Raw genomic sequence first — 22,587 nt, 5'->3', positions numbered from 1 at the left:
CAGAAAAACCAACCCTAAATCGAATATGTACGAATACGCCTATCCCCGCCCTGCGCTGAGCAGCGATGCGCTGGTACACGATGTGTCGAAAAACCGTGTTTTGCTAATCAAGCGAAAAAACCCTCCGTTTCAAGGCAAATGGGCCCTGCCGGGAGGATTTGTGGAGGAATACGAATTGCCCGAACAGGCCTGTAGGCGGGAGTTGAAGGAGGAAACTGACCTGGATGTGTCGGAAGGGAAAATGGTAGGAGTATTTGGAGAGAAGGGCAGGGATCCCAGAGGCTGGATGGTAAGCGTTGCTTTTTTATTTACCCTTACGCAGCCGGCCACAGCTCGTGCGGGCTCGGATAGTAGCGAGGTGGCCTGGTTTTCGCTCAGCGATCTTCCCGAACTTGCCTTTGACCACCAAAAAATGCTTCAGCAGGCGGGGTTGATTGAAAACCATAATCTGTAAACTTTTTTCAGGTCGGGGCTATTTTCGTCTTTAAATCCCCTAGCCCCCTTTGGTATAGGGAGAATTGCTGAAAATGTGATTTTTTGCGAAAATTAAAAAATGTAATCGGGTTGATAGACGTCAGGCTTTTGGATTCCGTAGAGCCAAACGACTATAATTCCCCCTTATCAAGGGGGCAAGGGGGATTTTTTGTATTTTGACCAGTTTCAGGCCGGGTCACGCACCATTATCCTAAATTAGGTTTACTCTTTTTTTCCATTTACCGCATTTTTTGCGTAAACCTATTTCAGGACGAGTCACTATTTTCGTCGATAAATCCCCCAGTCTCCTTTGAAAGGGGGAATGGCTGAAATTGAGATTTTCGGCGGATTTGGTTTAGATTCATCCGACTGAGCAAACGCCAAAGCAGGAATGCATTCAGAAAGGATGAAATCCCGGTGCAGCGGAAGAACGCGATTGGGATTTTGCCCAAAACGAAAAAAACCTGACCACAAAGGGCCAGGTTTTGATTTTATAATGGTTTGTTAAAGGCAATTAGCCAATGGAAATACGCTTGAAATCCACTACCGTCAGGCCTTTATTGACACTTTCCAGGTATTGGGCGATGGTCTTTCCGGGATCCTTTACAAAGGTCTGGCTAAGCAGGGTGTTTTCCTTGTAAAATTTGTTTAGTTTTCCCAGGGCGATTTTCTCCAGCATGGCTTCGGGTTTGCCTTCCTGCCTTGCCTGCTCTTTGCCTACCTCAATTTCTCGTTCTACGAGCGAAGCATCCACGCCGTCTTTGTCTATCGCGACGGGATTCATGGCCGCAATTTGCATGGCCACGTCCTTTCCGGCATCGGAAACGGCTTCTCCGGACTGGTTAAGGGCTACCAATACACCCAATTTTCCATTGGAATGTATGTAGGGTTCTACGGCCTCTCCGCTAACTATTTCCAGGTGCGAAACTTCAATTTTTTCGCCGATCTTGCCGGTCATTTCGGTGATTTTCTCACCGATGGTAATTCCTTCAAAGGGCAGGGCCATTACCGCATCAATGGAGTCGGCATTGGCGCTAACGGCGGCCTCCAAAATGGCATTGGCAAAGCTTCCAAATTCCTCGTTTTTGGCGACAAAGTCGGTCTCACAGGTGAGGGAGATCAGCGTGCCGGTTTTGCCATCCGCACTGACATGCGTGGCGACCACGCCTTCTTTGGTTTCCCTGTCTGCCCGGGAAGCGGACACTTTCTGTCCTTTTTTTCTCAGGATGTCAATAGCTTTTTCAAAATCCCCTTCTGCTTCGGTTAGGGCTTTTTTACAGTCCATCATCCCGGCGCCGGTCTTTTGTCTCAATTTGTTTACCTCTTGTGCAGTAATAGCCATTGGTCTATGTATTTTTTGTTGATTGAAAATTAGGTGGTGACAGTAAAACAAAAATTGAACACGAGGCCCTTGCCCGTGTCCAATTTTCATTACGACAATGTCAAAGTGGATTATTCGTTGGTTTCAGCGTCGGCCGCTTTTTTTGCTTCCTCCTCTTCGGAGAGTTTGGCTTCGTCTTTGTCTTTTTTACGTTCAGACAAACCCTCTTCAATGGCTGCACCGAACGCTTTCACCAGGAGTGAAATGGATTTAAACGCATCGTCATTGGCAGGAATCGGAAAGTCCACCTCGTTGGGGTTGGAGTTGGTATCCACCAATGCGAATACAGGTATGCCAAGCTTTTTGGCCTCGGAGAGCGCAATGTGCTCCCGTTTGATGTCTACGATAAATAGGGCTGCGGGAAGACGGGTAAGGTCAGCGATGCCACCCAGTACGTTTTCCAGTTTGTCCCGTTGGCGGCTGATCATCAACCGCTCTTTTTTAGCCAGGTTGTTGAAGGTTTCGTCCTTGGACATTTTGTCGATGGAGGACATTTTCTTCAGGGATTTTCGGATGGTCGCAAAGTTGGTCATCATGCCGCCTAGCCACCTTTCTGTGACAAAGGGCATTTTGAGCCTTCTGGCTTCCTCGGCTACCAGATCCTTGGCTTGTTTCTTCGTCGCTACAAACATGACTTTTTTGCCTGAGCGAACGATCTGCTTGATTGCGTTGGATGCTTCTTCAAGGCAAACGAGCGTTTTGTTTAGGTCGATGATATGGATCCCATTCTTCTCCATGAAGATATAGGGTGCCATTCTAGGGTCCCACTTTCTTGTTAAGTGTCCGAAATGAACACCAGCATCCAGTAAGTCTTTATATTCTATATTGGCCATTTAATAAAATTGTTGTTTTCTAGTTTGTGGAAAGAATGATCCAAATTATCGTTTGGAGAACTGGAATCTTCTTCGTGCTTTTCTTCGTCCTGCTTTTTTACGTTCCACCATTCGGGAATCCCGGGTCAGGAATCCTTCTTTTTTCAACGGTCCGCGGTGCTCTTCGTTGATTTCGCAAAGCGCACGGGAAATCGCCATGCGGATGGCTTCGGCCTGTCCACTGATTCCTCCTCCGTCTACGTTGATAGCGATGTCGAAGGCTCCGTCTTCGTTGACCAATACCAAGGGTTGCTTCACCACAATTTGGTGCAACTCAAAGGGGAAATACTTGTCCAGCGCCCGCTTGTTAACCGTAATGGCACCGTTTCCGGCCTTCATGTAGATTCTGGCTACCGATTCTTTTCTTCTTCCGATTTTGTTAATTACTTCCATGGATGGCTGGCATTAAAGTTTTACTTCTTTTGGTTGCTGTGCGCTGTGGGGATGTTCCGAACCGGCGTATACGTACAGGTTGGTGTACATTTTTCTGCCCAGTCGGTTTTTTGGCAGCATGCCTTTAACGGCTTTTTCTACCAGGGTCCGGGGAGCCTTCTCCATCAGGATTTTGGGGGTCGCTATGCGCTGTCCTCCCGGGTATCCTGTATGACGAACGTACACCTTTTCGTTCCATTTCTTGCCTGTAAGCCTGATTTTCTCGGCGTTGATGACAATCACGTTGTCACCACAGTCCACATGAGGGGTAAAGTTTGGCTTGTGCTTCCCTCTCAACATTTTCGCCACTTCACTCGCAAACCGGCCCAGGATTTGGGATTGGGCATCCACTACCACCCAATTTTTATCCACCGTGGCATCGTTCGCTGATATGGTCTTATAGCTTAAAGTATTCACTGTGTAAACGTTTAATAATTAGCTTGTTAAATACATTTCACCCTCAAAAAGGGACACAAAGATAGAAGTTAATTCCGTCAATTGCAAAGGAATCTAAAGTTTACTGCCTTATTTTCACAAGAATACGCTTCCCGGAAAAGGCTTGTCCGTTTCCAGACCTGTCAGGTTTCCAAAACCTGACAGGTCTACTCGCTCGCTATTCCATCTCCATAAAAAGTGATTCCAAATCCAGCACAAATCCTTCGATGCATGCTGATTTGACGCTATCTCCACTGGTAAATAACCGGGAGGGTACATACTTGTCCGCTTTGAGTGTATACACCAGCATGGTCTGCTCATTCGGATGAATGATCCAGTATTCCTTCACCCCACTTTCTTCGTAGACTTCGTATTTATATTGGAGTTCCTTTTTGTTATTCCCCGGGGAAAGAATTTCGATGATTAGTTCCGGCGCTCCCAGGCAACCGGCCTCATCCAGTTTTTTTGGATCGCAAATCACACAAATATCCGGCTGCACCACGGTGAAAATTTCTTCGTTCTTCAATGATTTTACCGGTAAGCGCACATCAAAGGGAGCTTCATAGACTTCACAGGGCTTACCTTTTAAGAATTGGTACAATTCGGTGGCTATGTGCAGGGATATTTTTTGGTGCAGCCTTTTGGGAGCGGCATTCATTTTAAAATACCGCCCTTTGATGATTTCCACCATCTCTTCCAGGTCCCAACGTAGGTAGTCGGCATAGGAATAGGGCCCGTATTCCGCTGCGGGTTCATTTACGCTGTTGGAGCGATTTTCTTCCATGGTTCAATTTACAAATAAAATGGGGGTAATGGAATTTGTTTTTCATCAAAGTTATGAAGTGGAGGTAAAAGGGACCGGGCTGAAATGACTAACCTTTCACGATTGATCCCAGCCGCATATTTTAGGCAGCTCGGATGATATCCGCTTTAATATTAGGAAATCACTTACTCGTTAGGGAAGCTAGAATCCCGGTTACGCCAGTGCAAAACCTGCCAGGTCTCAATCATTTTGTAGGAAAGGATGGGTTGTATGTCTCGATAAACAACGAATATCATCCGGATTTTGATGAAAGTCAATTGAGGTATAAAGTTGTTCAATTTGATCTGGAAAAATGAAAATGGGTAACAGGTATTTGCCATTCATTTCCTTGATGTGAATGGCTTTTTTATCCAGCTTATGGAACGATCATATTAAACTAAAATAAACCGAAATTTAATGTACCGAATTAAAATAATCACAAAAAATTTTAAATGGTAACAAAAATTTAACTATTAAGTATAAATCAAAATATTATTTTTCTTTAATGCTTTTCAATTATTCACAACTAAGTAATCAATACAGTTAAATAAGAATTAAAGTAGATTATTTTGTTTTTAATTTTAGTTTTTTAAATGAAAAACTAAAATAATTTGTTAAATATTGAATTTAATTTTGATTTTTCATTGTTTTTTTTTATGTTTAAGAAATTAGTTTTCTAACTTAAATCTTTACACGATGAAAAATTTACTTAAAAAACCGGTTCTTTTATTAGGTGCGTTAGGAGCCTTGATTGGTTTAGGCTTTGTATCCAGTCAGGATTCACAAGCAAATGAAAGTAATAGTGCTGCCCTATGTGAATGGGTCGACGAACCCGATGAATGGTATGATGGATGTGTAATCCAGGTAATTGCAAGACCTTGTGGTTGTGAAAGTTGTTAAAATGACATAAGGGCAGATACTATTTCTGCTCTTATTTTTTAAAAAACCTTTAAGTTGATTTAATAAATGGATAGAAAAATAAATTTTGGTTTTTCAAAAAAAAATATATTTTGGGTGTTTTTTATCATAACCTCTTTTGGTTGTAAATCTTCAAGCCAGAATGAATCCATTGAGCTTAGATCTGTCGAAAAAATATCGATTGAAATATCTGATTCTATTTTCACTAATCCTGGAAAGGTTCAGCTAGTAGAAACAGATTCAGGGAAGGTATTATTCTTATTTAATGGCATCAAAAAGAGCCTGCAATTTCTTGAATTTCCGGATGGTAAGCTGCTCCATGAAATCCCTGTACCTCTGGAAGGGCCCGATAATCTGCGCGGCTCCACGGGTGGGACGCTTCTTGCCAAAGATTCCATCTTCTTTACCTTTTCTCCTCCGGCAATAGGCCTGATGAATTTCGATGGTAAACTTTTGTTCAAAAAGGAAATTAAGGACGAACGACTGAGTATTCCTCTGCTGGAAGCGAATCAAAAAAGACCTCTTTTTCAGCATCAGAACTCGATTTTTGGTGCTCAGCCCCATTTTACGGATCACCACAAAATGAATGCTGAAGCTATTTTTGACCACCCCCTTATTTACAGCTATGATATGGATGCCGATTCCTTTCGCTGGTACGAGGTTTATTATCCTCCTGATTATTGGCAAAGCGGGAAAAGAAAGGCGGACTTTTCATGGGGGAAGCGAAAGGATAAACTATATCTGGCACCTATTTACCACGATGAAATTCAGGTTTTTGATATGCATTCAGGAGAAATAGTCATGCGGAAACCGGTCCCCTCTCCGGGAATCAGTAGCTTTCAGGTTATTAATTCCCTTCCTTCCAGTGCTGCAGAAGCGGATATGGCCCGGTTAATTCACGATCGCTACGGTACCTTGCTTTACGATCCCTACAGGGATGTTTTTTACCGCTTTTTCTTTCCTGGATTCGAGCCGGGAGAGGATTTATCCGCTGAGGACATCAGCAACCTTAACTGGTCCAGACCCTATACGGGGATCACGGTAATTGATAATGAACTGAATGTCCTTGGGCATCACCTTTTTGATTCTTATGAGGTATATGGACATGCCAATCATTTTGTAGGAAAGGAAGGATTGTATGTCTCGATTAACAATGAATTTCATTCGGATTTTGATGAAAGTCAATTGAGGTATAAGGTCGTACAATTTGATTTGGAGAAATGATAAAAGGTAAATTTTATTTTATATTCATTTCCGTGATTATAATGGCTTTTTTATCGAGCTGCGAGGACGATCGCGGTGGGGCGTATATGGAGCGAATGGGAATGGAAGGTAAAAAATTCACCTCCTTCGTGATTGCTCTGGACTATGGTTGCCACAATTGTAAAGACCAATTTTATAAATATGTGCTTGAAGCATACCCTGAAAAATGTGCTTTGATTTTTAAGCGCGAACCTGATGCGGCTACACTTGTAAATTATCAAGGACTGTTTAGCAAAAAATTTGTATTTATCGATTCGCTTGATATCTCCTTTGAAATGGGAATCACGGACAAAAATACTGAATTGGCACTATGGGAAAACGGAAAAGTGAAGACTTTTACATTTCTGGAATACGAGGCACTGATCGGAGCCCTGGAATCAACCCAAATAGAAGGTGAAAATTAATGGGTACAGTTCTCTTTGCCATATTGGATACGGCCAGCCACTTGAATGCTTCTTTTAAAATAGCGCATGCCCTCCAATCGCGGGGGCATCAGATTACATATTTAGCCAAACCTTCAAGTGAAAAAATGATCAGGGTACAGGGCTTTGATTTTCAGGCTCGTCCCGAGGAATTCCAGCAAGAGGTATTGTTAAGAAAGGTGAAATATACGGAACAGGTAATAGGAAGGATGGAAGATAATTTTCTTAAAATGAATCTTTTTGATGAAGCCATATCCCTGATTAATCCTGGATTGGTGCTTTTGGATACTTCTTTGATTTATTATACCCTTCATTTGCTACATCGCAATATCCCAATTATCACCGTATCGACCAAGGTGTGTCAGGACAAAACTGAATTTATACCACCCTTCCAGTCCGGCTATGTTCCCCTTAAACGGAATTTACTAACATGGTTGAAAGTAGAGTGCATCTGGGCCATTCATTTGTTGAGAAAACAATGGAGAAATTATAGGGACAATTCCAGTCCTGTACAAATAAGCTGGTTTTATTTGGTAAAGAGGTATTTGAGGCAAACAGACCCCAAAATTGATATAAAGATAAATGTGAAGAGAAGCAGTCATTTTGGATTAAAAGACATCCCAGAGCTTATTCTTTCACCAAGGCATTTTGATTTTCCCCGACCAATTCCTAAAAACCAAATGTATATGGGGCCGATTGTGGATGTATACAGAAAAGAAGACCCAAATGAAATAGCCCAAATAGGTAAAATCTTGTCCGATACTGATAAAACGGTTTATTGTGCGATGGGGTCGTATGATATCCGACATCGGCTAGATCGGGCAAAATTCTTTGTAAAATTAATCAATATTTTTCTACTGCATAAATCCTGGCGACTGGTGCTTTCCTTAGGAAAAAATTTACATCCATCGGGATTTACTTCTGTGCCAGATAATGTATTTCTTTTTCAGACTGTACCCCAATTACATGTGATCAAGCAGGCAGATTTGGTTATCTGTCATGGGGGCATGCAGACGGTTACGGAATGTATTCTACTGGAAACCCCTATGTTGGTATTCCCCCTTAATAAGAAGCTGGATCAGCCTGGGAATGCGGCTCGGGTCGTCTATCATAAAATCGGTCTGAGTGGAAATCTTAAAAGAGACAAGCCAAAGGTCATTGAAGAAAAAATTGATATGCTTTTTGATAAAAAGGATTCTTTTGTTGACAATATAAAACACCTGAAACGGCAAATGCTCATTTCGGGGGATTTTGAAAAGGGTATGGAATTTATTGAGTCCTATATGCAATGTCATGCAAGTATCAATGAGAAAGCTTAAGTTATTAGACAGAATATTGTCATTTGGTAATAGAAAAATAGAACCTTTATTAAAAATCCCTAACGGGTGGATTACGAAAGCCATCAACAAAGAACAAGCAAATGTGCTTCAAATAGGCTCAAATGATGGGAAAACCAGAGATCCCATATTTAGGATTATGAAAGACAAAAGACAATGGAAAGGCTTTTTTGTAGAACCGGTTCCCTATTTATTCGGGCGTTTGAAAGAAAATTACCTAAAGCTTGCAGATCCGCAAAGGTTTCAGTTTTCCAATCAGGCTGTCAACCATGGATTAGAAGAAGACTTTTACTATGTGGATAAACATGCTAAATACGTTATTCCAAATCTGCCAGAATGGTATGATCAGATAGGATCTTTTAACAAAAACCATATCCTAAGGCACATGGAAGGCAAGTTTGAGCCCTTCATCCAAACGATGATGATAAAGGGCACTACACTTTCCGAGTTGATAGGTAATTTCAACATAGATCGGATTGATCTGTTTCATCTGGATACCGAAGGATATGACTGGCTAATTCTTTCGCAGCTGGACTTGGATAGGTACCAGCCAATAGTAATTCTGTATGAGCACAAGCATTTAAAAATTGATGAATACCAATACGCTTTAAAACACCTATCAGGGGTGTACGAAATTATTCGTTTTAAAAATGATTGTCTCTGCCTGCATCGTGAAAAACATCAATTAACGGTTTCGGACATAACTTGTTTAAAGAGGATTACACAGAATTTTTAATTTCTAAAAATTGATTAAATGAGGATTGCCTTTATCGTCGAAGCTTTTCCGAAACTTTCAGAGACATTCATTTTGAATCAGGTGACCGCATTGCTTAATCTTGGTCATGATGTCGAAATATTTCCATCAAGGAATATCGATGAAGTTAAAACACATCCAAAAGTAGGCAAATATGGTCTTTTGAAAAAGACCTTTTACCCGCCGATTGTACCGGATTTACCGATATTGCAAAAATTGAAATGTGCCTGGCTGGTCGTGAAGAATTTTTCAAATATTGAAATAATCAATCGGATATTATCATTGCCTTATCCAATTGATTCTAAAATCAGTTTGTTTTTCAGGATACTGCCTTTAATAGGAAAAGAAAAGTTTGATATTATTCATTGCCACTTCGGGCCATTAGGTAACGTAGCAGTGCAAGCAAGATCACTGGGGATTCTCAGTGGGAAAATGGTTTTAAGCTTTTATGGATATGATGCCACCAGATATAATCTTGATGTAAGGTACTATGCAGGCATCGTCCAACAATTTGACGCATTTATTGTGATTTCCAATTATTTGAAAGGAAAAATTATAAAGCTGGGCTTTCCTGAAGAAAGAATTAAGACTATTCCCTTGGGTGTAGATGTTAGTGATTACAATATTTTAAAAGTGAAAAACAAAAAGACTGGGCACAAGTTATTGACCGTTGCCAGGCTTGTCGAGAAAAAGGGTGTCTATTATGGAATCATGGCGTTCTCACAACTCAAAAATAAAAACAAGGAGTTGGAATACCACATTGTAGGAGATGGCCTTTTGTCCGATAGACTTAAAGAACTTATTGAAGAATTGGGTTTAGGAGAATGCGTTTTTCTCCATGGAGCAAAAAATAAAGAAGAGATATTTCAATTTTATAGGGATGCTGATGTATTTGTATTGCCAAGTATAACAGCATCTGATGGAAATACAGAAGGACAAGGACTGGTACTTCAGGAGGCTCAGCTTATGGAACTTCCTATAGTATCCACTTTCCATAATGGAATACCTGAAGGTGTAGTTGAAGATGAGACAGGTTTTCTAGTTCCTGAAAGAGATATTGATGCCTTGTCCGAGAAAATTGGTACTCTTTTAGCAAATGAACAATTGAGAACAGAAATGGGTAAAAAAGGTAGGGATTTGGTTTTGGAAAGGTTTGACAACCGAAAATTGGTGGAGGAACTTTCTGAATATTATAAGTTTATATTGACACCATTAGAAGGTTAATTGCATTATTGAATATGGGCCTAATTCAAATACTCATTTAGTTGAGTCCTATTCAATTTTTTTTAAATCATATTTCCAAAATTTGCAATTTCTTAACCTGGGAAATAATTACCAGCTGAGAGAGATTGAATTGCAATATGACGGGCTACATACCATACAAACCTTTTATTTAAACCAATTGAATATTTAAATATATTAATAAATTTGATGGTTAATTTTGTTTTTATGTTTTTATTTTTTACTTTTAATAAAATAGTTTGTTCATTTTAAGTTATTTATTTATGAAAAATTTATTAAAAAAACCGTTGTTATTAGTTGGGACACTAATATCTGTTGTGGGATTAAGTTTTACAGATGTCAGAAATAAAGATGCAAAAGCTCAATCTGATATAAAGTGGTGCGATTGGATTGATTCAATTCCTGGATATCCTTGGGATGGCTGTAAAGAACCGATGTTATGGGAACCATGCATGTGCGAAGATCAGTGTTAAGTCCATTAAAAAAAATTATACAATTAAGAGTTTCAATTTTTTTTATAAATCTTTTGAATTAAAAGGTCATTCGCTGATTTAAATAGCTAATGGCCTTTTAATTTACTCTTAACATGATTTATTTATGAATTTGAAAACAATATTTATTTGCTTTCTGTTGTGGTCTTGCCAGAAAAAGCAGGAAAGTAAATTCATGGATATGAAGGTAGTTAAAGAGTTTAAAATAAAGCCGGAAGTTTTTATGGCACCCAACATAGCTTATGTTCGTTTGGTTGAATCAGACTCCGGTCAATTTCTATTTTTGTTAAATCATATTTCTAAGAATTTACAATTTATCAGCCTCAAGAGTGGCAAACTGGTCAGAGAGATTGAATTGCAATATGATGGCCCAAATAGTATGAGTAATTGTACCGGTATTGCTGGATTAGAAAATGATAAAATCTGGGCTACCTTTTCCCCACATTCCGTCGGTTACCTCAACTTTGAAGGCGAAATCCATTTTAAAAAAAACATAACTCCGGGAGAAGTTGATATTACGTATGTTGGTTCTGATTTTCACAAGGAATTGCATAAGTATAATGATAAAGTTTTTGGTATGCAGCCGCTTTTTATGAACCATCATTTTATGGAAAAAGCTAGTATCCAAAAACATTCCCTGATCTATAGTTATAATATGGGCACAGATCAGACCAAGTGGTACGATGTTTATTATGCTGAGGACTATTGGGATGATGGAAAAAAACCATCTGAGTTTTCATGGGCAAGAAGAGAAAATAAGCTCTATATAGCGCCTTGGTATGATCATGTGATTCAGGTTTTTGACATGCAAAAAGAGCAGTTGGATAATCGGGTTGCGGCCAAATCAGATTATATCAGTGACTTTTCATACGTGGATAAAATTCCTGGATCCAGGGAGGAGTCACTGATTAATAGGTTAAGTCATGACCTATACGGAATAATTCTTTACGATAAGTACAGGGATTGTTTTTACCGTTTTTTTTATCCGGGTTATACCGATGATGAAGACCTTTCAATTGAAAAGCTTTCAAATTTTAACCGTTCCAGGCCTTTCACTGGGGTGATGGTCTTGGACAAGGGTTTGAATGTAATAGGAGAGCATGTTTTTGATAGATTTCAAGTGCATGCTTCTTCTAATGTATTTGTAGGAGAAGAAGGTTTATACCTCTCCCTTAACAATGAAAACAGTCCTGAATATGATGAAGATCATTTAAGGTACATGGTGGTGCAATTTGATTTGGAGAAATGAATGGGATAGCTCTACTCTGTGCAAGTCTTTCTTTCGGGGCACAGCCCGGGGTGGATAGCTTTTGACACACCTGAATCTGCGAGCCCAATTGCAAGCTGCGGAATAGAAAATCCGGTTTTTTGGAGACTGAATTCGCTCCCTTTATCGGTGCAATACCGTAGCCATGGCTAAGCAGGAGGGGCAGCCCGGAGTATTTGTAACCGGGTGTTCCTGGAATTGGCTTTCCAGCGGTATCCTGGACCCCGCTCTTCCGTTAATCCCGCTGCTGCTAACTCGTCTTCTCCAATTGCTTGATCAATACCGCGAAATCCTTGGGATAAGGGGCTTCTGCGGTAATGGGCTCATCGGCCAGGTTTTGAAAACTAATGGAACGGGCATGTAAGGACACCCGCTGCATGATCGGCCGTTCCTCGGTGTCTTTTTTTAGGTTAAACTTTCGCTTAAGCTGGGACAGGTAGAGGGGCTTGCCGCCATACAGCGTATCCCCGCAAATGGGGGCACCCAGATAGGCCAGGTGTACCCTGATCTGATGCAGCCGGCCGGTGATCGGCTTGCAGGCGATCAGGCTGTGGGAAAAATAGGTTTTCTGGGTTTTGAAAAGGGTTTGCGCTGGTTTTCCCTGTGCTGCAATGCGGGCGATCCCCTTGTTGCTGGCCGTCAGGTTGCGATCTACCAAAACTCCGTCTAAATCGTGGATGCCCTCGGCTACGGCATGGTATACTTTTTCAACGGTACGGTTTTCGAATTGCAGGGCGATGTGCCGGTAGGCTTCGGGGTTTTTGGCAAAGACCAGGCAGCCGGAGGTTTCCTTATCCAGCCGGTGACAGACCTGCAAGTCTTCCCAATACTCCTTCCCGATGGCAAGCATGTTTTGCGCTTCATGCCGGTCTTCCAGCGTAGCGAAGTAGGGAGGTTTGTTGACGATGATGTAATCCTCCGTTTCCAGCAGTATCAGTGATGTAAAGTCTATTTTTTTCATGCCTCCCTATTTCGGCCCAAAGTTCCGAAATTAGCCGGTATAAAAAAACCAAAAGAAAAGAAAGGGGCAGGGTATCACCTGTCGCCTCGTATTTTTCGCAGCGGCCGCAACGGGTTCGCTACGCATGCGGCGGCTTGATTCATTGTGCATCGTACACGCAAAAAACACAAGAGACAGAGGGTGGTAAAATTACGTCATCGGTAGGTCATTGGTTACCAATAGACAGTAGTATCCAATAGAAAATTAATTTTCGACTGCATGCGTTTAGCTGTTAAAACCAAAGGAAACAGGTTTCTGGAAAGGTATGATGTTGAAAAAATGGATGGATATGATAAAAAGCCGTAATAGCAGCAGCCATACCTATAACGAAGCAATTGCTGCTGAAATCGCCCAGAAAATCATTACACAGTACTTCGAAGCATTTTTTGCGTTTAAGATAAAAATGGAACAAGTAGAGGCGGATTTGTCATGATTATCCAGACACGTACCGACACGGGCTTACCAGCAAAAACCATTAAAGCCATATGCGCTGTTTTTGCTCGGTATCCAGAGATTGATAAAGCCATACGTTACGGTTCACGGGCTAAAGGCACTTAGGGTAGAGGTTCTGATATAGATTTGACACTGGAAGGTAACTTGCTTACGCTTACCCTGCTCCATAGAATGGACACAGAAATTGATGACCTGTTGCTGCCCTATCAAACGGACCTGTCCATTCGACATGCAATCGAAAAAAAGGCGCTTCAGGAACCTATCGGACGGGTAGGGAAGGCGGTTTATGAAAAGTCGTAAACCAGCTAAACTAACCGGGCCTCCGAGATATACGTTGGCTAGTTGAATTCCCTGGAAGTTGGCCATCAGGAGCTGTCCCTACTGCTTCAACCCTTTTTTTCCAAGGTTGCCGGGCTGTTTCCTACCGGAAGGTCAAAGCTAAAAATCGAACCCTTGCCCAGAATGGAGCTTACCGAAATGGTACTTTTGTGCCCTTCCAGAATGTGCTTGACGATGGCCAGCCCCAGGCCTGTTCCGCCTTTCTCCCGGGAACGGCTCTTTTCTACCCGATAAAAGCGTTCGAAAATCCGCTTCAGGTCTTCGGGATGAATGCCCATCCCCTGATCTTTGATTTTGACCGACAGGTGGTTTTTGTGGCTTTTTAACTGGATCGACACCTCTCCCTCGTCTTTGTTGTATTTGATCGCATTGGAGACCAGGTTTTGGAGCACCCGGAATATTTTTTCCCGGTCTGCATACGTGTAATACCTTTCTTCAGGGGCATGCTGAAAATGAATCCGTATCCCCCGCTTGTGGGCCTTGCCCTCCAGCTGTTCGATGACTTCCAGTATCGTTTCTCGTAGGTCAAAATGTACTGGAAGAAAGCGGATAAAGCCACTTTCGATCTGGTTGATGGTGATCAGGTCCTGTACCAGATTATCCAGGTTGTTCAGGCTTTTGGCGGCCCGCTTCAAAAATTTATCCCGCACGCTGTGGTCTTCCACCGCCCCGTCCAGCAGGGTATGGATGTAGCCCTGTGCGGCAAAAATTGGTGTCTTTAGTTCATGGGAAATGTCGGCAATGAATTCTTTCCGAAAGGTTTCGTTTTTTTGCAGGGTTTCGATTTCCCGGTTTTTCGCCGCTGCATATTCGTTGATATTGGTTTGGATACTCTTTAAGGGGGGCAGGGAGGCTTTGATTTTTTTTACACCTTTGAAGGATACATCCTTACGCTGGATTTTTTCCAGTACGTTGTAAATATTGCTGATTTCCTTAAATACCAGAAACTCCAGGCTTAGGTGGATGAGCAGGTAGGAAATGGAGAAGGAAAGGGCGGCAGTGGCTAGCAGGACCATGGACCCCACTTCATCAATCAGGGACAAAAAAGCCACCAAAAGCAAGGCGATGGATACGGCCAGTACAAAAGCAATTCCCCTGGAAGTACTGAACATATCCGTTCTTAAATTAGGTTGAATTTGTAGCCGACGCCTTTTACGGTGAAAATGTAGTCGTCGCCAATTTTTTCCCGAACCTTTCGGATGTGTACGTCCACCGTACGTGCCAGGACAAAGACGTCTGCTCCCCAGATATTCTTGAGCAATTCGTCACGGCTAAACACCATGTTGGGGTTTTTGGCCAGGAAGTAAAGCAGCTCAAATTCCTTTTTCGGAAGGATAATGGTCTTGCCTGCCTTGGAAATGGTGTAACTGTTCCGGTCGATCACCAGATCCCGGATTTCAATTTTGGTGCTATCCGGCTCTTTTTTATTGTCACGACGAAACAGGGCGCCGATACGGCTTACCAATGCGCGGGGTTTGATGGGCTTGTGAATGTAATCGTCGGCGCCCACGTCAAAAGCGGCTACCTCGGAATATTCCTCAGACCGCGCCGTCAGAAAGACGATGAACGTATTTTTCAGCTCGGGGATATCCCGGATTTGCCGGCAGGTTTCCACGCCATCCTGATTCGGCATCATTATGTCCAGCAGGATGAGGTCGGGCTGGAAGGTTCGGGCCTTTTTTACGGCCTGCATGCCATCCGTGGCGGCGCTTACTTCGTAGCCTTCTTTTTCCAGATTATAGGTGACGATTTCGATGATATCTTCTTCGTCGTCCACCACCAGGACCTTTAACTTTGGTTTGTCACTCATGGATTAAAAACAACAGTAAATTAAAATCACCGTACAAAGGTAGGTAAAATATAAAAAACAGGTTGCTCTCAGACAAGGTTTGATGGCGGTACGGGGATTTATTTATCTGGATTCTTCCATGGGTTAGCGAATTATTATCGATTTGTTGCTCAATTGTTACGCAATCCTTCTGCAGATACAATGTCCATGTTGATGGAGCCCACCACCATGCTGGCTTTTATTTTTACAGGAATGCGGTTGTCATCGGCGGTAATCCACATTTTGATGGGTTTTTTGCCCCGGAATAGTTTGTTGCTGGGCATCACCGGACTGAACACATGGGTATCAAAGTCGCCAATAGAGGTAGACACCCGGTCCTTACCCTCGTATATTAATTTTAGGTTATAATTTTTCATGTCAAAAAACCCCTTGATCCCGATTTCATCGCCTTTTTTTAAGCCCTTGAAATCCATGGTGCGCAGCAGGTAATACCCGCTCACGATATCCTGCACCTGATAGGGAACATCAAACGACTCGGTTTTTACCAATTCCTTGTTTTCCCGATCGTATAGTTTTACGGTCGCCGATTGATTCTGCTGGTCAAAATCGATGACTTCGTGCTTTCGGTAATTTCCTTCTTCGATGTGCCGGTAAGCCCGGTAGGGGACGATACGGGCTGTATCAATGTAGGTACCCCAGTTGTCCTTCACGTAAAAGAGTTTGAATATGCTTAGCGTTCTTCCGTATACATCAATTTTGTATGCCGGCCGGTCGTCTACCTGGTGGATTTCATCCGATATGACCATTTTGGCTTCCGCCGCATTGATGAAAAAATAGCTGACATTGAAGGTCAGGGTTTCTCCTTTGCCAAAAGCCTGGTTTTTCCGGACGGGTTCCGGTTCGGGTGCCTGGGCATTTCCCAGGAAAAAAAGCATCAAGAAGATGGTTTGCAGCTGTAAGACCATGTGTTTTTTTAAAGGTATCTTCAAAGTCCGTACCATTTTGACAGTCAATGGACGGGGTCGGGTTCATTAAATTTATACTAACGAAATCGAAAAACAATGGTTATCCGGAGTTGTGAATGATCCCACGAATGGTTACTTTCACAGTATCAATTGATCGAGTTAAACATCTGAAGATACATCGTATGAGTGCGAACGCGGAAAAATTAAAAGCCCTGCAGCTGACCCTGGACAAGCTGGAAAAAGCCTACGGCAAAGGTACGGTAATGAAACTAAGCGATAACGTGGTTCTGGACGTACCCGCCATCTCTACCGGTTCCCTGGGTTTGGACATGGCGCTGGGGATCGGCGGCGTGCCCCGAGGCCGGGTTATTGAAATTTACGGACCGGAATCCTCCGGTAAGACCACCCTTTCCATGCACTGCATTGCGGAGGCGCAGAAGGCGGGAGGTCTGGCGGCGTTTATCGATGCAGAGCACGCCTTTGACAAATCCTATGCAGAAAAGCTCGGTATTGACATCGAAAATTTGCTGATCTCCCAGCCGGACAATGGAGAGCAGGCCCTGGAAATCGCCGAACACCTCATCCGCTCGGGAGCCATCGATATCATTGTGATCGATTCGGTGGCAGCACTCGTGCCCAAAGGAGAACTCGAGGGCGAGATGGGAGAGTCCAAGATGGGCCTCCAGGCCAGGCTGATGTCCCAGGCCCTACGGAAGTTGACCGGAGCCATCAATAAAACGGGCTGTGCCTGTATCTTTATCAATCAGCTTCGGGAAAAGATTGGCGTGATGTTTGGCAATCCCGAAACGACCACCGGTGGTAACGCGCTGAAATTCTATGCCTCGGTCAGGCTGGACATCCGCAGAATCGGGCAGATCAAAGAAGGGCCGGATAACATCCTGGGTAACCGAACCAAGGTAAAGGTGGTGAAAAACAAGGTGTCGCCGCCGTTCAAGGTCGTGGAATTCGACATCATGTACGGAGAAGGCATTTCGAAGGTAGGTGAAATCATCGATCTGGGTGTGGAATTTGACATCGTCAAGAAAGCAGGTTCCTGGTTTTCCTACGAGGGAAACAAACTGGGGCAGGGCAGAGATGCGGTGAAGACACTCCTGCTGGACAATCCGGAACTCATGGAAGAACTGGAGCTGAAAATCAAGGAAAAGGCCGGTATCCTTAAAGACAATAAGGAAAAAGCGAAATCAAACGGCAAATCCAAGAAAGAAGAATCCAAAAAAGAAGATTAACAGAAGGCAAGGAATCCGGTAGCTGCTAGGCCATGCGGATGGCATCTACCGGATCCATTTTAGCCGCCAGGGAAGCAGGAATGATGCCGGAGGCAATGCCAATCGCCGAAGACAAGCCCACTCCCAACAGGATGTTTTTAAAGCTGAGGATGATCTCCAGATTACCCAGTGAGACAAAGGTAGTTCCAAATACAATCAACAGCCCGGCCATCCCTCCAATCAAACTCAGAAAGGTGGCCTCAAAGAGAAATTGCAGCAGGATAAAATAGTTTTTGGCACCCAGCGATTTTTGTATGCCAATGATGCCGGTTCGTTCCTTAACCGAAACAAACATAATATTTGCAATGCCGAATCCTCCGATCAAAATCGAAAATCCTCCGATCACCCAGCCGGCAATGGAGATGACCGCAAAAATGGACCCGATTGCATCTTGAATAAACTCCGATTTGTTTAGCGCAAAGTTGTTTTCTTCCGTAGGTCGCAGCCCGCGTTTCGCGCGCAAGAGACCGGCCATTTCATTCTCCAAAGCGATCAAGCCCGGATCGTCGTCCCGACCTTTGACCGCAATGGTAGGTTCAATGCCGTTTTTCCCGACGTAGAACAGTTTGTTAAAGGCTCCATAGGGCACCAGGAGCGCTTCGTCTTTTGACGGAGTGTCAAACAATCCCTCTCCTTCCTCTTGCAAGATCCCGATGACGATGAATTTCAACCCTTTAATCTTAAATTCCTTTCCCAGGGGATTTTGGTTGGGAAACAAGGCGTTGGCGATCTTTACGCCGATGATGGAAACGTTTCGGGAGGCATTGATTTCCATTTGGGTAAAAAAGCGTCCTTCCTGAATGGGAACATCGTATACTTCCTTGTGGTTTTGTACCACTCCGTCCAGATTCGCCTGTTCGTAGGCATTGCTACCGGCTTTTACCGTGGTGCGGGTGGAGGCAAATACGGTCACCGAGGAAGCACTTTTCAGGCGTTCGTTCAAAAAGACATATTCGGAATAATTTGCCGGCGGTCGCCGAAAATAGCGCCACCAGGGGTATTGGGATGGGCCCGAGGAAAAGGGGAACCGATCTACCCGAATCACATTGCTACCCAAAAAGGTGAGGCTGTCCTTAATGTTGCGTTCCAGTGAATCCACTAATGTAAACACCGCGATGATGGCAAAAATACCTACGGTCACCCCGAGCAAGGAAAGAATGGTCCGGGTTAGGTTCGATTTTAAGGCTTGCATCGCAAAGCGAAAACTTTCCCAGATAAGGCGAAGAATGTTCAATGTCTCGAATATTTAAAACAATTTGACAAGATAAGTAGAATAAGGCTAAATTCTTACTATCTTTGCATTTTTTACGATAATTACGTTCACTCGTTATTTCCAAAATAAATACACATGAAGTTATCTGATTTCAAATTTGAAATTCCTAAAAAGCTTATTTCCTTGTATCCACCGGAAAACCGGGACGAGTCCCGGTTGATGGTGATCCACCGGGATACTGGAAAAATAGAGCATCGGGTGTTTAAGGATATCATTGAGTATTTTGGTGAGGGCGATGTATTCGTCACCAACAATACGAAAGTATTTCCTGCCAGACTCTATGGGAACAAGGAAAAAACGGGAGCAAAAATTGAAGTGTTCCTGCTGCGGGAACTCAATCAGGAACTTCGCCTGTGGGACGTGTTGGTAGATCCGGCGCGGAAGATACGGGTTGGAAACAAGTTGTATTTTGGTGACAGCGACCTGGTAGCTGAGGTAATTGACAATACTACTTCCCGGGGGAGAACCATCCGGTTTTTGTTTGACGGTACCGATGAGGAATTTTACAAGACCATCGATACCCTTGGGGAGACGCCTATTTTGAAAGAATTTATTGAGCGGGATGTGGTGGACTCGGACCGGGAGCGGTATCAGACCATCTTTGCCAAACACGTTGGGGCAGTGGCTGCACCCACTGCCGGTTTGCACTTTACCCCGCACCTGCTAAAACGATTGGAGATCAAGGGCGTGGAAGTCAGCCCGATCACCCTACACATCGGATTGGGAACCTTTCGGCAGGTAGACGTAGAGGATCTGACCAAGCATAAAATGGATTCGGAAAACTACGATATTCCGCAGGAAACCGTCAATCTTGTCAACAAAGCCCTGGATGCCAAAAAGCGGGTAGTAGCCGTGGGCACCACCTCTCTTAAAACCATTGAATCCTCGGTGACGGCCAATGGCCGGCTTAAGTCCAGCAGCGGATGGACGGATAAATTTATCATTCCCCCCTACGAATTTAAAATCGCCAATGCGCTGATCACCAACTTCCACCTGCCCGAATCGACGCTGTTGATGACGGCATCTGCCTTTGGTGGATACGATTTGATCATGAAAGCCTATCAGGAAGGCATCAAAGAAAACTACAAATTTTTCAGCTATGGCGATGCCATGTTGATTCTCTAATCAGGTGCGGCCTGGAAGTAACAAAAAACCCTGTTCGGCCTGTCCGAACAGGGTTTTTTCATCAGAAAGCATCCCAGCCTGGTAGTAGGTGAACTATTCCGCTAAATTTCTCCTCAGCGGGAGGCGGCAGCGACTCAGGAAATGCTGACATCGTCCTCGAATTTTTCCAGCGCCTCCGGACGGGCTACCACGTAGACAATGTCTCCCAATTTGATTTTGGTATCCCCGTGAATATCGGTATTGGTTTTACCATCCCTTTTGATCGCAACCAGATTGATGCCTGCCTTTTCCCGTAAGTTGATGTCCTTGATGGATTTGCCGATAAAGGCGCCGTGATCTTTTTCAATTTTGATGCCGGCAAAATTGATTTCGGGGATATCCAGGGCAATGGTGGAGCCGCTGTCACCTTGCAGGGAGCGAAACACTTCGTAATTGTGGAAGCGCACATCGTGGGTGAAATCGTCGATTTCGCCTTTCGGCACCAGGTATTTGTTCAATACCCGGGTAAAGATTTCGATGGAAGTTTCAAATTCCTCCGGTATCACCTCATCTGCACCGAGTTTTAGCATGGCCTCGATTTCGTTCACATACCTTGTTCGCACGATAATAAACACGTTCTGACTGTCGGTACGGATGTTGGTGATGATGCTCCGGGTCGATTCGTGGTTGGATATTGCAATGACCGCCACCCGGGCTTTGTGGATATTCACGTGTTCCAGCACAACCTGATTTGCGGCATCGCCGTACATGATCGGCTCTCCTTTTGCTGCCTCTACCCGCACGGTCTCGGGGTTCATTTCGATGATGGCGTAGGGTATTTCAGCCCGTTTTGCGGCTCTTGCCAGGTTTCTGCCATTTAGCCCAAAGCCGATGATGACCAGGTGGTCGCTCAGGCGATCGGTTTCGATTTGACCGGTTGGCACATTAATTTTCTCGCCAAAACGGGCCCTTATTTTCTTGGGTACGGGAATGTTTAAGACCCTGCATGCGAGGTTTTCTTTCTGCTTCAGCACAAAGGGCGTGATAATCATGGTGAAAATCGAAATCGCCAGGAAATACTGATAGGTGATGGGGTCCAATAGCTCGTATTCAAGCCCTTCCTTCGCCAGCAACAAGGAAAATTCACCCACCTGGAAAATGGAGAATCCGACGACAAAGGCATCCTTGAAGTTACTGCCGATGGATTTGACGGCAATGGCAGCGACCAAAAACTTGATCACCACGGTAAGGACCACCAGAAACAAAATTACCAGGAGGTGGTCGATCAGAAAACTGAGATCGAAAAGCATGCCTACCGACACAAAAAAGAAACTGAGGAAGATCTCCCGGAAAGGTAAAATTTTGCCGGTGGCATGGTGGCTGTATTCCGATTCGCTGATAATCAGCCCGGCCAAAAAGGCTCCCAAGCCCAGAGAAAGGCCGAGCAGGGAAGTCACATAGGCTACGGCAAAACAAATAACGATGATGCTTAAAAGAAACAGTTCCTCGTTTTTCGACTTGGCCACCCGATAAAGCAACTCTGGAATCAGGTATTTGGCGCTGAGGATGGTCAAAACAATGACCAGCCCTGCTTTAAGTGCCATGAAGGTGAGGGAAAGCAGGATATTGTCCGACTCCCCGGCAAGCATGGGTGTAAACAGCACCAGCGGCACAATGATGATGTCCTGAAAGATTAAGATGGCCAGCGTGGTTCGGCCCGACAGGCTATTGATCTGTCCGGTTTCCTGGAGTAGTTTCAAGACAATGGCCGTACTACTCAGGGCAAATAGGAACCCGAAAAATACCGCTTTGTTCCATTCATAGCCGAAAGCATAGGTGATCAGACTGGTAACAGCAATGGTAAGGATTACTTGCAGGCTGCCTCCGATAAAAACAGCCTTTTTGATGGCCATCAGGCTTTTTAGGGAAAATTCCATTCCGATGACAAACAGCAACAAGATTACTCCGATTTCGGACAACACGTCCACTGCGGTGGAGGCGTCCACCAGGGAAAGACCGTAGGGTCCGGCAATGGCCCCGGTCAGCAAGTACCCTATGATGGTGGGTAGTTTGAGCCGCATGAAAAGCAGGATCACCAGTGTCGCAAGTCCAAATATGACGACAATGTCTGAAAGAAGGGGGATTTCGGTTGCTGCAAGTATAAAGGATAGCATTGGTAGTTCGGTTAAAAAAGAGCCATTAGTCAAATTTACCAGAATATAGTGAAAATCTGGCCGATATCTAACCGGAATATTCCTAAACAAGTCGCCGAAAGGGAGATTTGGGGC

General features: G+C 43.8%; 24 protein-coding genes. 13 read left to right on the top strand and 11 right to left on the bottom strand.

What is annotated here, in order from left to right; all coding sequences use genetic code 11:
* Nucleotides 1–25: 25 nt before the first annotated feature.
* On the top strand, nucleotides 26–454 hold the full coding sequence (locus BMW71_RS17210; protein ID WP_092176796.1) for an NUDIX domain-containing protein: 429 nt from the start codon (nucleotides 26–28) through the stop codon (nucleotides 452–454).
* A gap of 534 nt (nucleotides 455–988) precedes the next feature.
* Here BMW71_RS17210 and tsf read toward each other — a convergent pair.
* The 5 genes from tsf to BMW71_RS17185 all read right to left on the bottom strand — a co-directional run bounded on the left by tsf (nucleotide 989) and on the right by BMW71_RS17185 (nucleotide 4,378).
* A complete protein-coding gene (gene tsf / locus BMW71_RS17205) occupies nucleotides 989–1,816 on the bottom strand; it encodes a translation elongation factor Ts (protein WP_092176794.1) in 828 nt (275 codons plus the stop codon).
* 110 nt (nucleotides 1,817–1,926) lie between these two features.
* Complete coding sequence (gene rpsB, locus BMW71_RS17200; RefSeq protein WP_092176791.1) at nucleotides 1,927–2,688, bottom strand: 30S ribosomal protein S2; 762 nt, start codon at nucleotides 2,686–2,688, stop codon at nucleotides 1,927–1,929.
* Nucleotides 2,689–2,733: 45 nt separating this feature from the next.
* Nucleotides 2,734–3,120: a 30S ribosomal protein S9 gene (gene rpsI, locus BMW71_RS17195; protein WP_092176789.1), complete on the bottom strand. Its 387-nt coding sequence runs from the start codon at nucleotides 3,118–3,120 to the stop codon at nucleotides 2,734–2,736.
* 12 nt (nucleotides 3,121–3,132) lie between these two features.
* Entirely contained in the window at nucleotides 3,133–3,576 is a 444-nt protein-coding gene (rplM, locus tag BMW71_RS17190) for a 50S ribosomal protein L13 (RefSeq protein WP_092176786.1), read from the bottom strand.
* 196 nt (nucleotides 3,577–3,772) lie between these two features.
* On the bottom strand, nucleotides 3,773–4,378 hold the full coding sequence (locus BMW71_RS17185; protein ID WP_092176783.1) for a Uma2 family endonuclease: 606 nt from the start codon (nucleotides 4,376–4,378) through the stop codon (nucleotides 3,773–3,775).
* A 714-nt stretch (nucleotides 4,379–5,092) separates the two neighbouring features.
* On the opposite strand from BMW71_RS17185, the gene BMW71_RS23570 reads away from it, so the two are divergent.
* The 8 genes from BMW71_RS23570 to BMW71_RS17150 all read left to right on the top strand — a co-directional run bounded on the left by BMW71_RS23570 (nucleotide 5,093) and on the right by BMW71_RS17150 (nucleotide 12,072).
* Nucleotides 5,093–5,296 (top strand): hypothetical protein, encoded by a 204-nt coding sequence (locus BMW71_RS23570; RefSeq protein WP_143057665.1) that lies wholly within the window; start codon nucleotides 5,093–5,095, stop codon nucleotides 5,294–5,296.
* A 66-nt stretch (nucleotides 5,297–5,362) separates the two neighbouring features.
* Nucleotides 5,363–6,538 carry a DUF4221 family protein gene (locus tag BMW71_RS17175; RefSeq protein ID WP_092176777.1) on the top strand — a complete coding sequence of 392 codons (1,176 nt, stop codon included), beginning with the start codon at nucleotides 5,363–5,365 and terminating at the stop codon, nucleotides 6,536–6,538.
* On the top strand, nucleotides 6,535–6,981 hold the full coding sequence (locus BMW71_RS17170) for a hypothetical protein (protein WP_092176775.1): 447 nt from the start codon (nucleotides 6,535–6,537) through the stop codon (nucleotides 6,979–6,981). Before BMW71_RS17175 ends, BMW71_RS17170 begins: the two co-directional genes overlap by 4 nt.
* Entirely contained in the window at nucleotides 6,981–8,318 is a 1,338-nt protein-coding gene (locus tag BMW71_RS17165) for a glycosyltransferase (protein WP_092176772.1), read from the top strand. The genes BMW71_RS17170 and BMW71_RS17165 overlap by 1 nt, the downstream gene beginning before the upstream one ends.
* Complete coding sequence (locus tag BMW71_RS17160) at nucleotides 8,305–9,072, top strand: FkbM family methyltransferase (protein ID WP_177179689.1); 768 nt, start codon at nucleotides 8,305–8,307, stop codon at nucleotides 9,070–9,072. The genes BMW71_RS17165 and BMW71_RS17160 overlap by 14 nt, the downstream gene beginning before the upstream one ends.
* An 18-nt stretch (nucleotides 9,073–9,090) precedes the next feature.
* Nucleotides 9,091–10,314: a glycosyltransferase gene (locus BMW71_RS17155; protein ID WP_092176767.1), complete on the top strand. Its 1,224-nt coding sequence runs from the start codon at nucleotides 9,091–9,093 to the stop codon at nucleotides 10,312–10,314.
* Nucleotides 10,315–10,595: 281 nt separating this feature from the next.
* Nucleotides 10,596–10,805, top strand: a complete 210-nt coding sequence (locus BMW71_RS23565) for a hypothetical protein (protein ID WP_143057664.1) — start codon at nucleotides 10,596–10,598, stop codon at nucleotides 10,803–10,805.
* A gap of 124 nt (nucleotides 10,806–10,929) precedes the next feature.
* Nucleotides 10,930–12,072 (top strand): DUF4221 family protein, encoded by a 1,143-nt coding sequence (locus BMW71_RS17150; RefSeq protein WP_092176764.1) that lies wholly within the window; start codon nucleotides 10,930–10,932, stop codon nucleotides 12,070–12,072.
* A 268-nt stretch (nucleotides 12,073–12,340) separates the two neighbouring features.
* Here BMW71_RS17150 and BMW71_RS17145 read toward each other — a convergent pair whose 3' ends face one another.
* Nucleotides 12,341–13,051 carry an RluA family pseudouridine synthase gene (locus BMW71_RS17145; RefSeq protein ID WP_092176761.1) on the bottom strand — a complete coding sequence of 237 codons (711 nt, stop codon included), beginning with the start codon at nucleotides 13,049–13,051 and terminating at the stop codon, nucleotides 12,341–12,343.
* Between the two features lie 304 nt (nucleotides 13,052–13,355).
* On the opposite strand from BMW71_RS17145, the gene BMW71_RS17140 reads away from it, so the two are divergent.
* Nucleotides 13,356–13,523, top strand: coding sequence for a nucleotidyltransferase substrate binding protein (locus BMW71_RS17140; protein WP_092176759.1), 168 nt, complete (start codon nucleotides 13,356–13,358; stop codon nucleotides 13,521–13,523).
* 191 nt (nucleotides 13,524–13,714) lie between these two features.
* On the top strand, nucleotides 13,715–13,843 hold the full coding sequence (locus tag BMW71_RS24015; RefSeq protein WP_262485674.1) for a hypothetical protein: 129 nt from the start codon (nucleotides 13,715–13,717) through the stop codon (nucleotides 13,841–13,843).
* Nucleotides 13,844–13,929: 86 nt separating this feature from the next.
* On the opposite strand, the gene BMW71_RS17130 is transcribed toward BMW71_RS24015, so the two are convergent.
* The 3 genes from BMW71_RS17130 to BMW71_RS17120 form a co-directional block, all read right to left on the bottom strand.
* Entirely contained in the window at nucleotides 13,930–14,994 is a 1,065-nt protein-coding gene (locus tag BMW71_RS17130) for a sensor histidine kinase (RefSeq protein ID WP_092176756.1), read from the bottom strand.
* 8 nt (nucleotides 14,995–15,002) lie between these two features.
* Nucleotides 15,003–15,692 carry a response regulator transcription factor gene (locus BMW71_RS17125; protein ID WP_092176754.1) on the bottom strand — a complete coding sequence of 230 codons (690 nt, stop codon included), beginning with the start codon at nucleotides 15,690–15,692 and terminating at the stop codon, nucleotides 15,003–15,005.
* 149 nt (nucleotides 15,693–15,841) lie between these two features.
* Complete coding sequence (locus BMW71_RS17120) at nucleotides 15,842–16,636, bottom strand: DUF3108 domain-containing protein (protein WP_092176887.1); 795 nt, start codon at nucleotides 16,634–16,636, stop codon at nucleotides 15,842–15,844.
* Nucleotides 16,637–16,818: 182 nt separating this feature from the next.
* Between BMW71_RS17120 and recA the strand changes: the two genes are divergently transcribed.
* Complete coding sequence (recA, locus tag BMW71_RS17115) at nucleotides 16,819–17,883, top strand: recombinase RecA (protein ID WP_092176751.1); 1,065 nt, start codon at nucleotides 16,819–16,821, stop codon at nucleotides 17,881–17,883.
* A gap of 25 nt (nucleotides 17,884–17,908) precedes the next feature.
* Here recA and BMW71_RS17110 read toward each other — a convergent pair whose 3' ends face one another.
* On the bottom strand, nucleotides 17,909–19,156 hold the full coding sequence (locus tag BMW71_RS17110; RefSeq protein ID WP_092176749.1) for an ABC transporter permease: 1,248 nt from the start codon (nucleotides 19,154–19,156) through the stop codon (nucleotides 17,909–17,911).
* Between the two features lie 114 nt (nucleotides 19,157–19,270).
* On the opposite strand from BMW71_RS17110, the gene queA reads away from it, so the two are divergent.
* Nucleotides 19,271–20,320 (top strand): tRNA preQ1(34) S-adenosylmethionine ribosyltransferase-isomerase QueA, encoded by a 1,050-nt coding sequence (queA, locus tag BMW71_RS17105; RefSeq protein ID WP_092176746.1) that lies wholly within the window; start codon nucleotides 19,271–19,273, stop codon nucleotides 20,318–20,320.
* A gap of 134 nt (nucleotides 20,321–20,454) precedes the next feature.
* On the opposite strand, the gene BMW71_RS17100 is transcribed toward queA, so the two are convergent.
* A complete protein-coding gene (locus BMW71_RS17100; protein ID WP_092176743.1) occupies nucleotides 20,455–22,473 on the bottom strand; it encodes a cation:proton antiporter in 2,019 nt (672 codons plus the stop codon).
* Nucleotides 22,474–22,587 lie beyond the last annotated feature (114 nt).

The organism is Cyclobacterium xiamenense (genome assembly GCF_900109255.1).
Lineage (GTDB): Bacteria > Bacteroidota > Bacteroidia > Cytophagales > Cyclobacteriaceae > Cyclobacterium > Cyclobacterium xiamenense.
This window is presented reverse-complemented; position numbering and strand designations above follow the sequence as displayed.

Coding starts and splice junctions, on each gene's coding strand:
- BMW71_RS17100 (WP_092176743.1), bottom strand. CDS start 22,473: ATGCTATCCTTTATACTTGCAGCAACCGAAATCCCCCTTCTTTCAGAC.
- rpsI (WP_092176789.1), bottom strand. CDS start 3,120: ATGGAAGTAATTAACAAAATCGGAAGAAGAAAAGAATCGGTAGCCAGA.
- BMW71_RS17140 (WP_092176759.1), top strand. CDS start 13,356: ATGATGTTGAAAAAATGGATGGATATGATAAAAAGCCGTAATAGCAGC.
- BMW71_RS17125 (WP_092176754.1), bottom strand. CDS start 15,692: ATGAGTGACAAACCAAAGTTAAAGGTCCTGGTGGTGGACGACGAAGAA.
- recA (WP_092176751.1), top strand. CDS start 16,819: ATGAGTGCGAACGCGGAAAAATTAAAAGCCCTGCAGCTGACCCTGGAC.
- BMW71_RS17150 (WP_092176764.1), top strand. CDS start 10,930: ATGAATTTGAAAACAATATTTATTTGCTTTCTGTTGTGGTCTTGCCAG.
- BMW71_RS17165 (WP_092176772.1), top strand. CDS start 6,981: ATGGGTACAGTTCTCTTTGCCATATTGGATACGGCCAGCCACTTGAAT.
- BMW71_RS17175 (WP_092176777.1), top strand. CDS start 5,363: ATGGATAGAAAAATAAATTTTGGTTTTTCAAAAAAAAATATATTTTGG.
- rpsB (WP_092176791.1), bottom strand. CDS start 2,688: ATGGCCAATATAGAATATAAAGACTTACTGGATGCTGGTGTTCATTTC.
- BMW71_RS17210 (WP_092176796.1), top strand. CDS start 26: ATGTACGAATACGCCTATCCCCGCCCTGCGCTGAGCAGCGATGCGCTG.
- BMW71_RS23570 (WP_143057665.1), top strand. CDS start 5,093: ATGAAAAATTTACTTAAAAAACCGGTTCTTTTATTAGGTGCGTTAGGA.
- BMW71_RS17130 (WP_092176756.1), bottom strand. CDS start 14,994: ATGTTCAGTACTTCCAGGGGAATTGCTTTTGTACTGGCCGTATCCATC.
- BMW71_RS17170 (WP_092176775.1), top strand. CDS start 6,535: ATGATAAAAGGTAAATTTTATTTTATATTCATTTCCGTGATTATAATG.
- BMW71_RS17160 (WP_177179689.1), top strand. CDS start 8,305: ATGAGAAAGCTTAAGTTATTAGACAGAATATTGTCATTTGGTAATAGA.
- BMW71_RS24015 (WP_262485674.1), top strand. CDS start 13,715: ATGGACACAGAAATTGATGACCTGTTGCTGCCCTATCAAACGGACCTG.
- queA (WP_092176746.1), top strand. CDS start 19,271: ATGAAGTTATCTGATTTCAAATTTGAAATTCCTAAAAAGCTTATTTCC.
- BMW71_RS17145 (WP_092176761.1), bottom strand. CDS start 13,051: ATGAAAAAAATAGACTTTACATCACTGATACTGCTGGAAACGGAGGAT.
- tsf (WP_092176794.1), bottom strand. CDS start 1,816: ATGGCTATTACTGCACAAGAGGTAAACAAATTGAGACAAAAGACCGGC.
- BMW71_RS17155 (WP_092176767.1), top strand. CDS start 9,091: ATGAGGATTGCCTTTATCGTCGAAGCTTTTCCGAAACTTTCAGAGACA.
- BMW71_RS17120 (WP_092176887.1), bottom strand. CDS start 16,636: ATGGTCTTACAGCTGCAAACCATCTTCTTGATGCTTTTTTTCCTGGGA.
- BMW71_RS23565 (WP_143057664.1), top strand. CDS start 10,596: ATGAAAAATTTATTAAAAAAACCGTTGTTATTAGTTGGGACACTAATA.
- BMW71_RS17185 (WP_092176783.1), bottom strand. CDS start 4,378: ATGGAAGAAAATCGCTCCAACAGCGTAAATGAACCCGCAGCGGAATAC.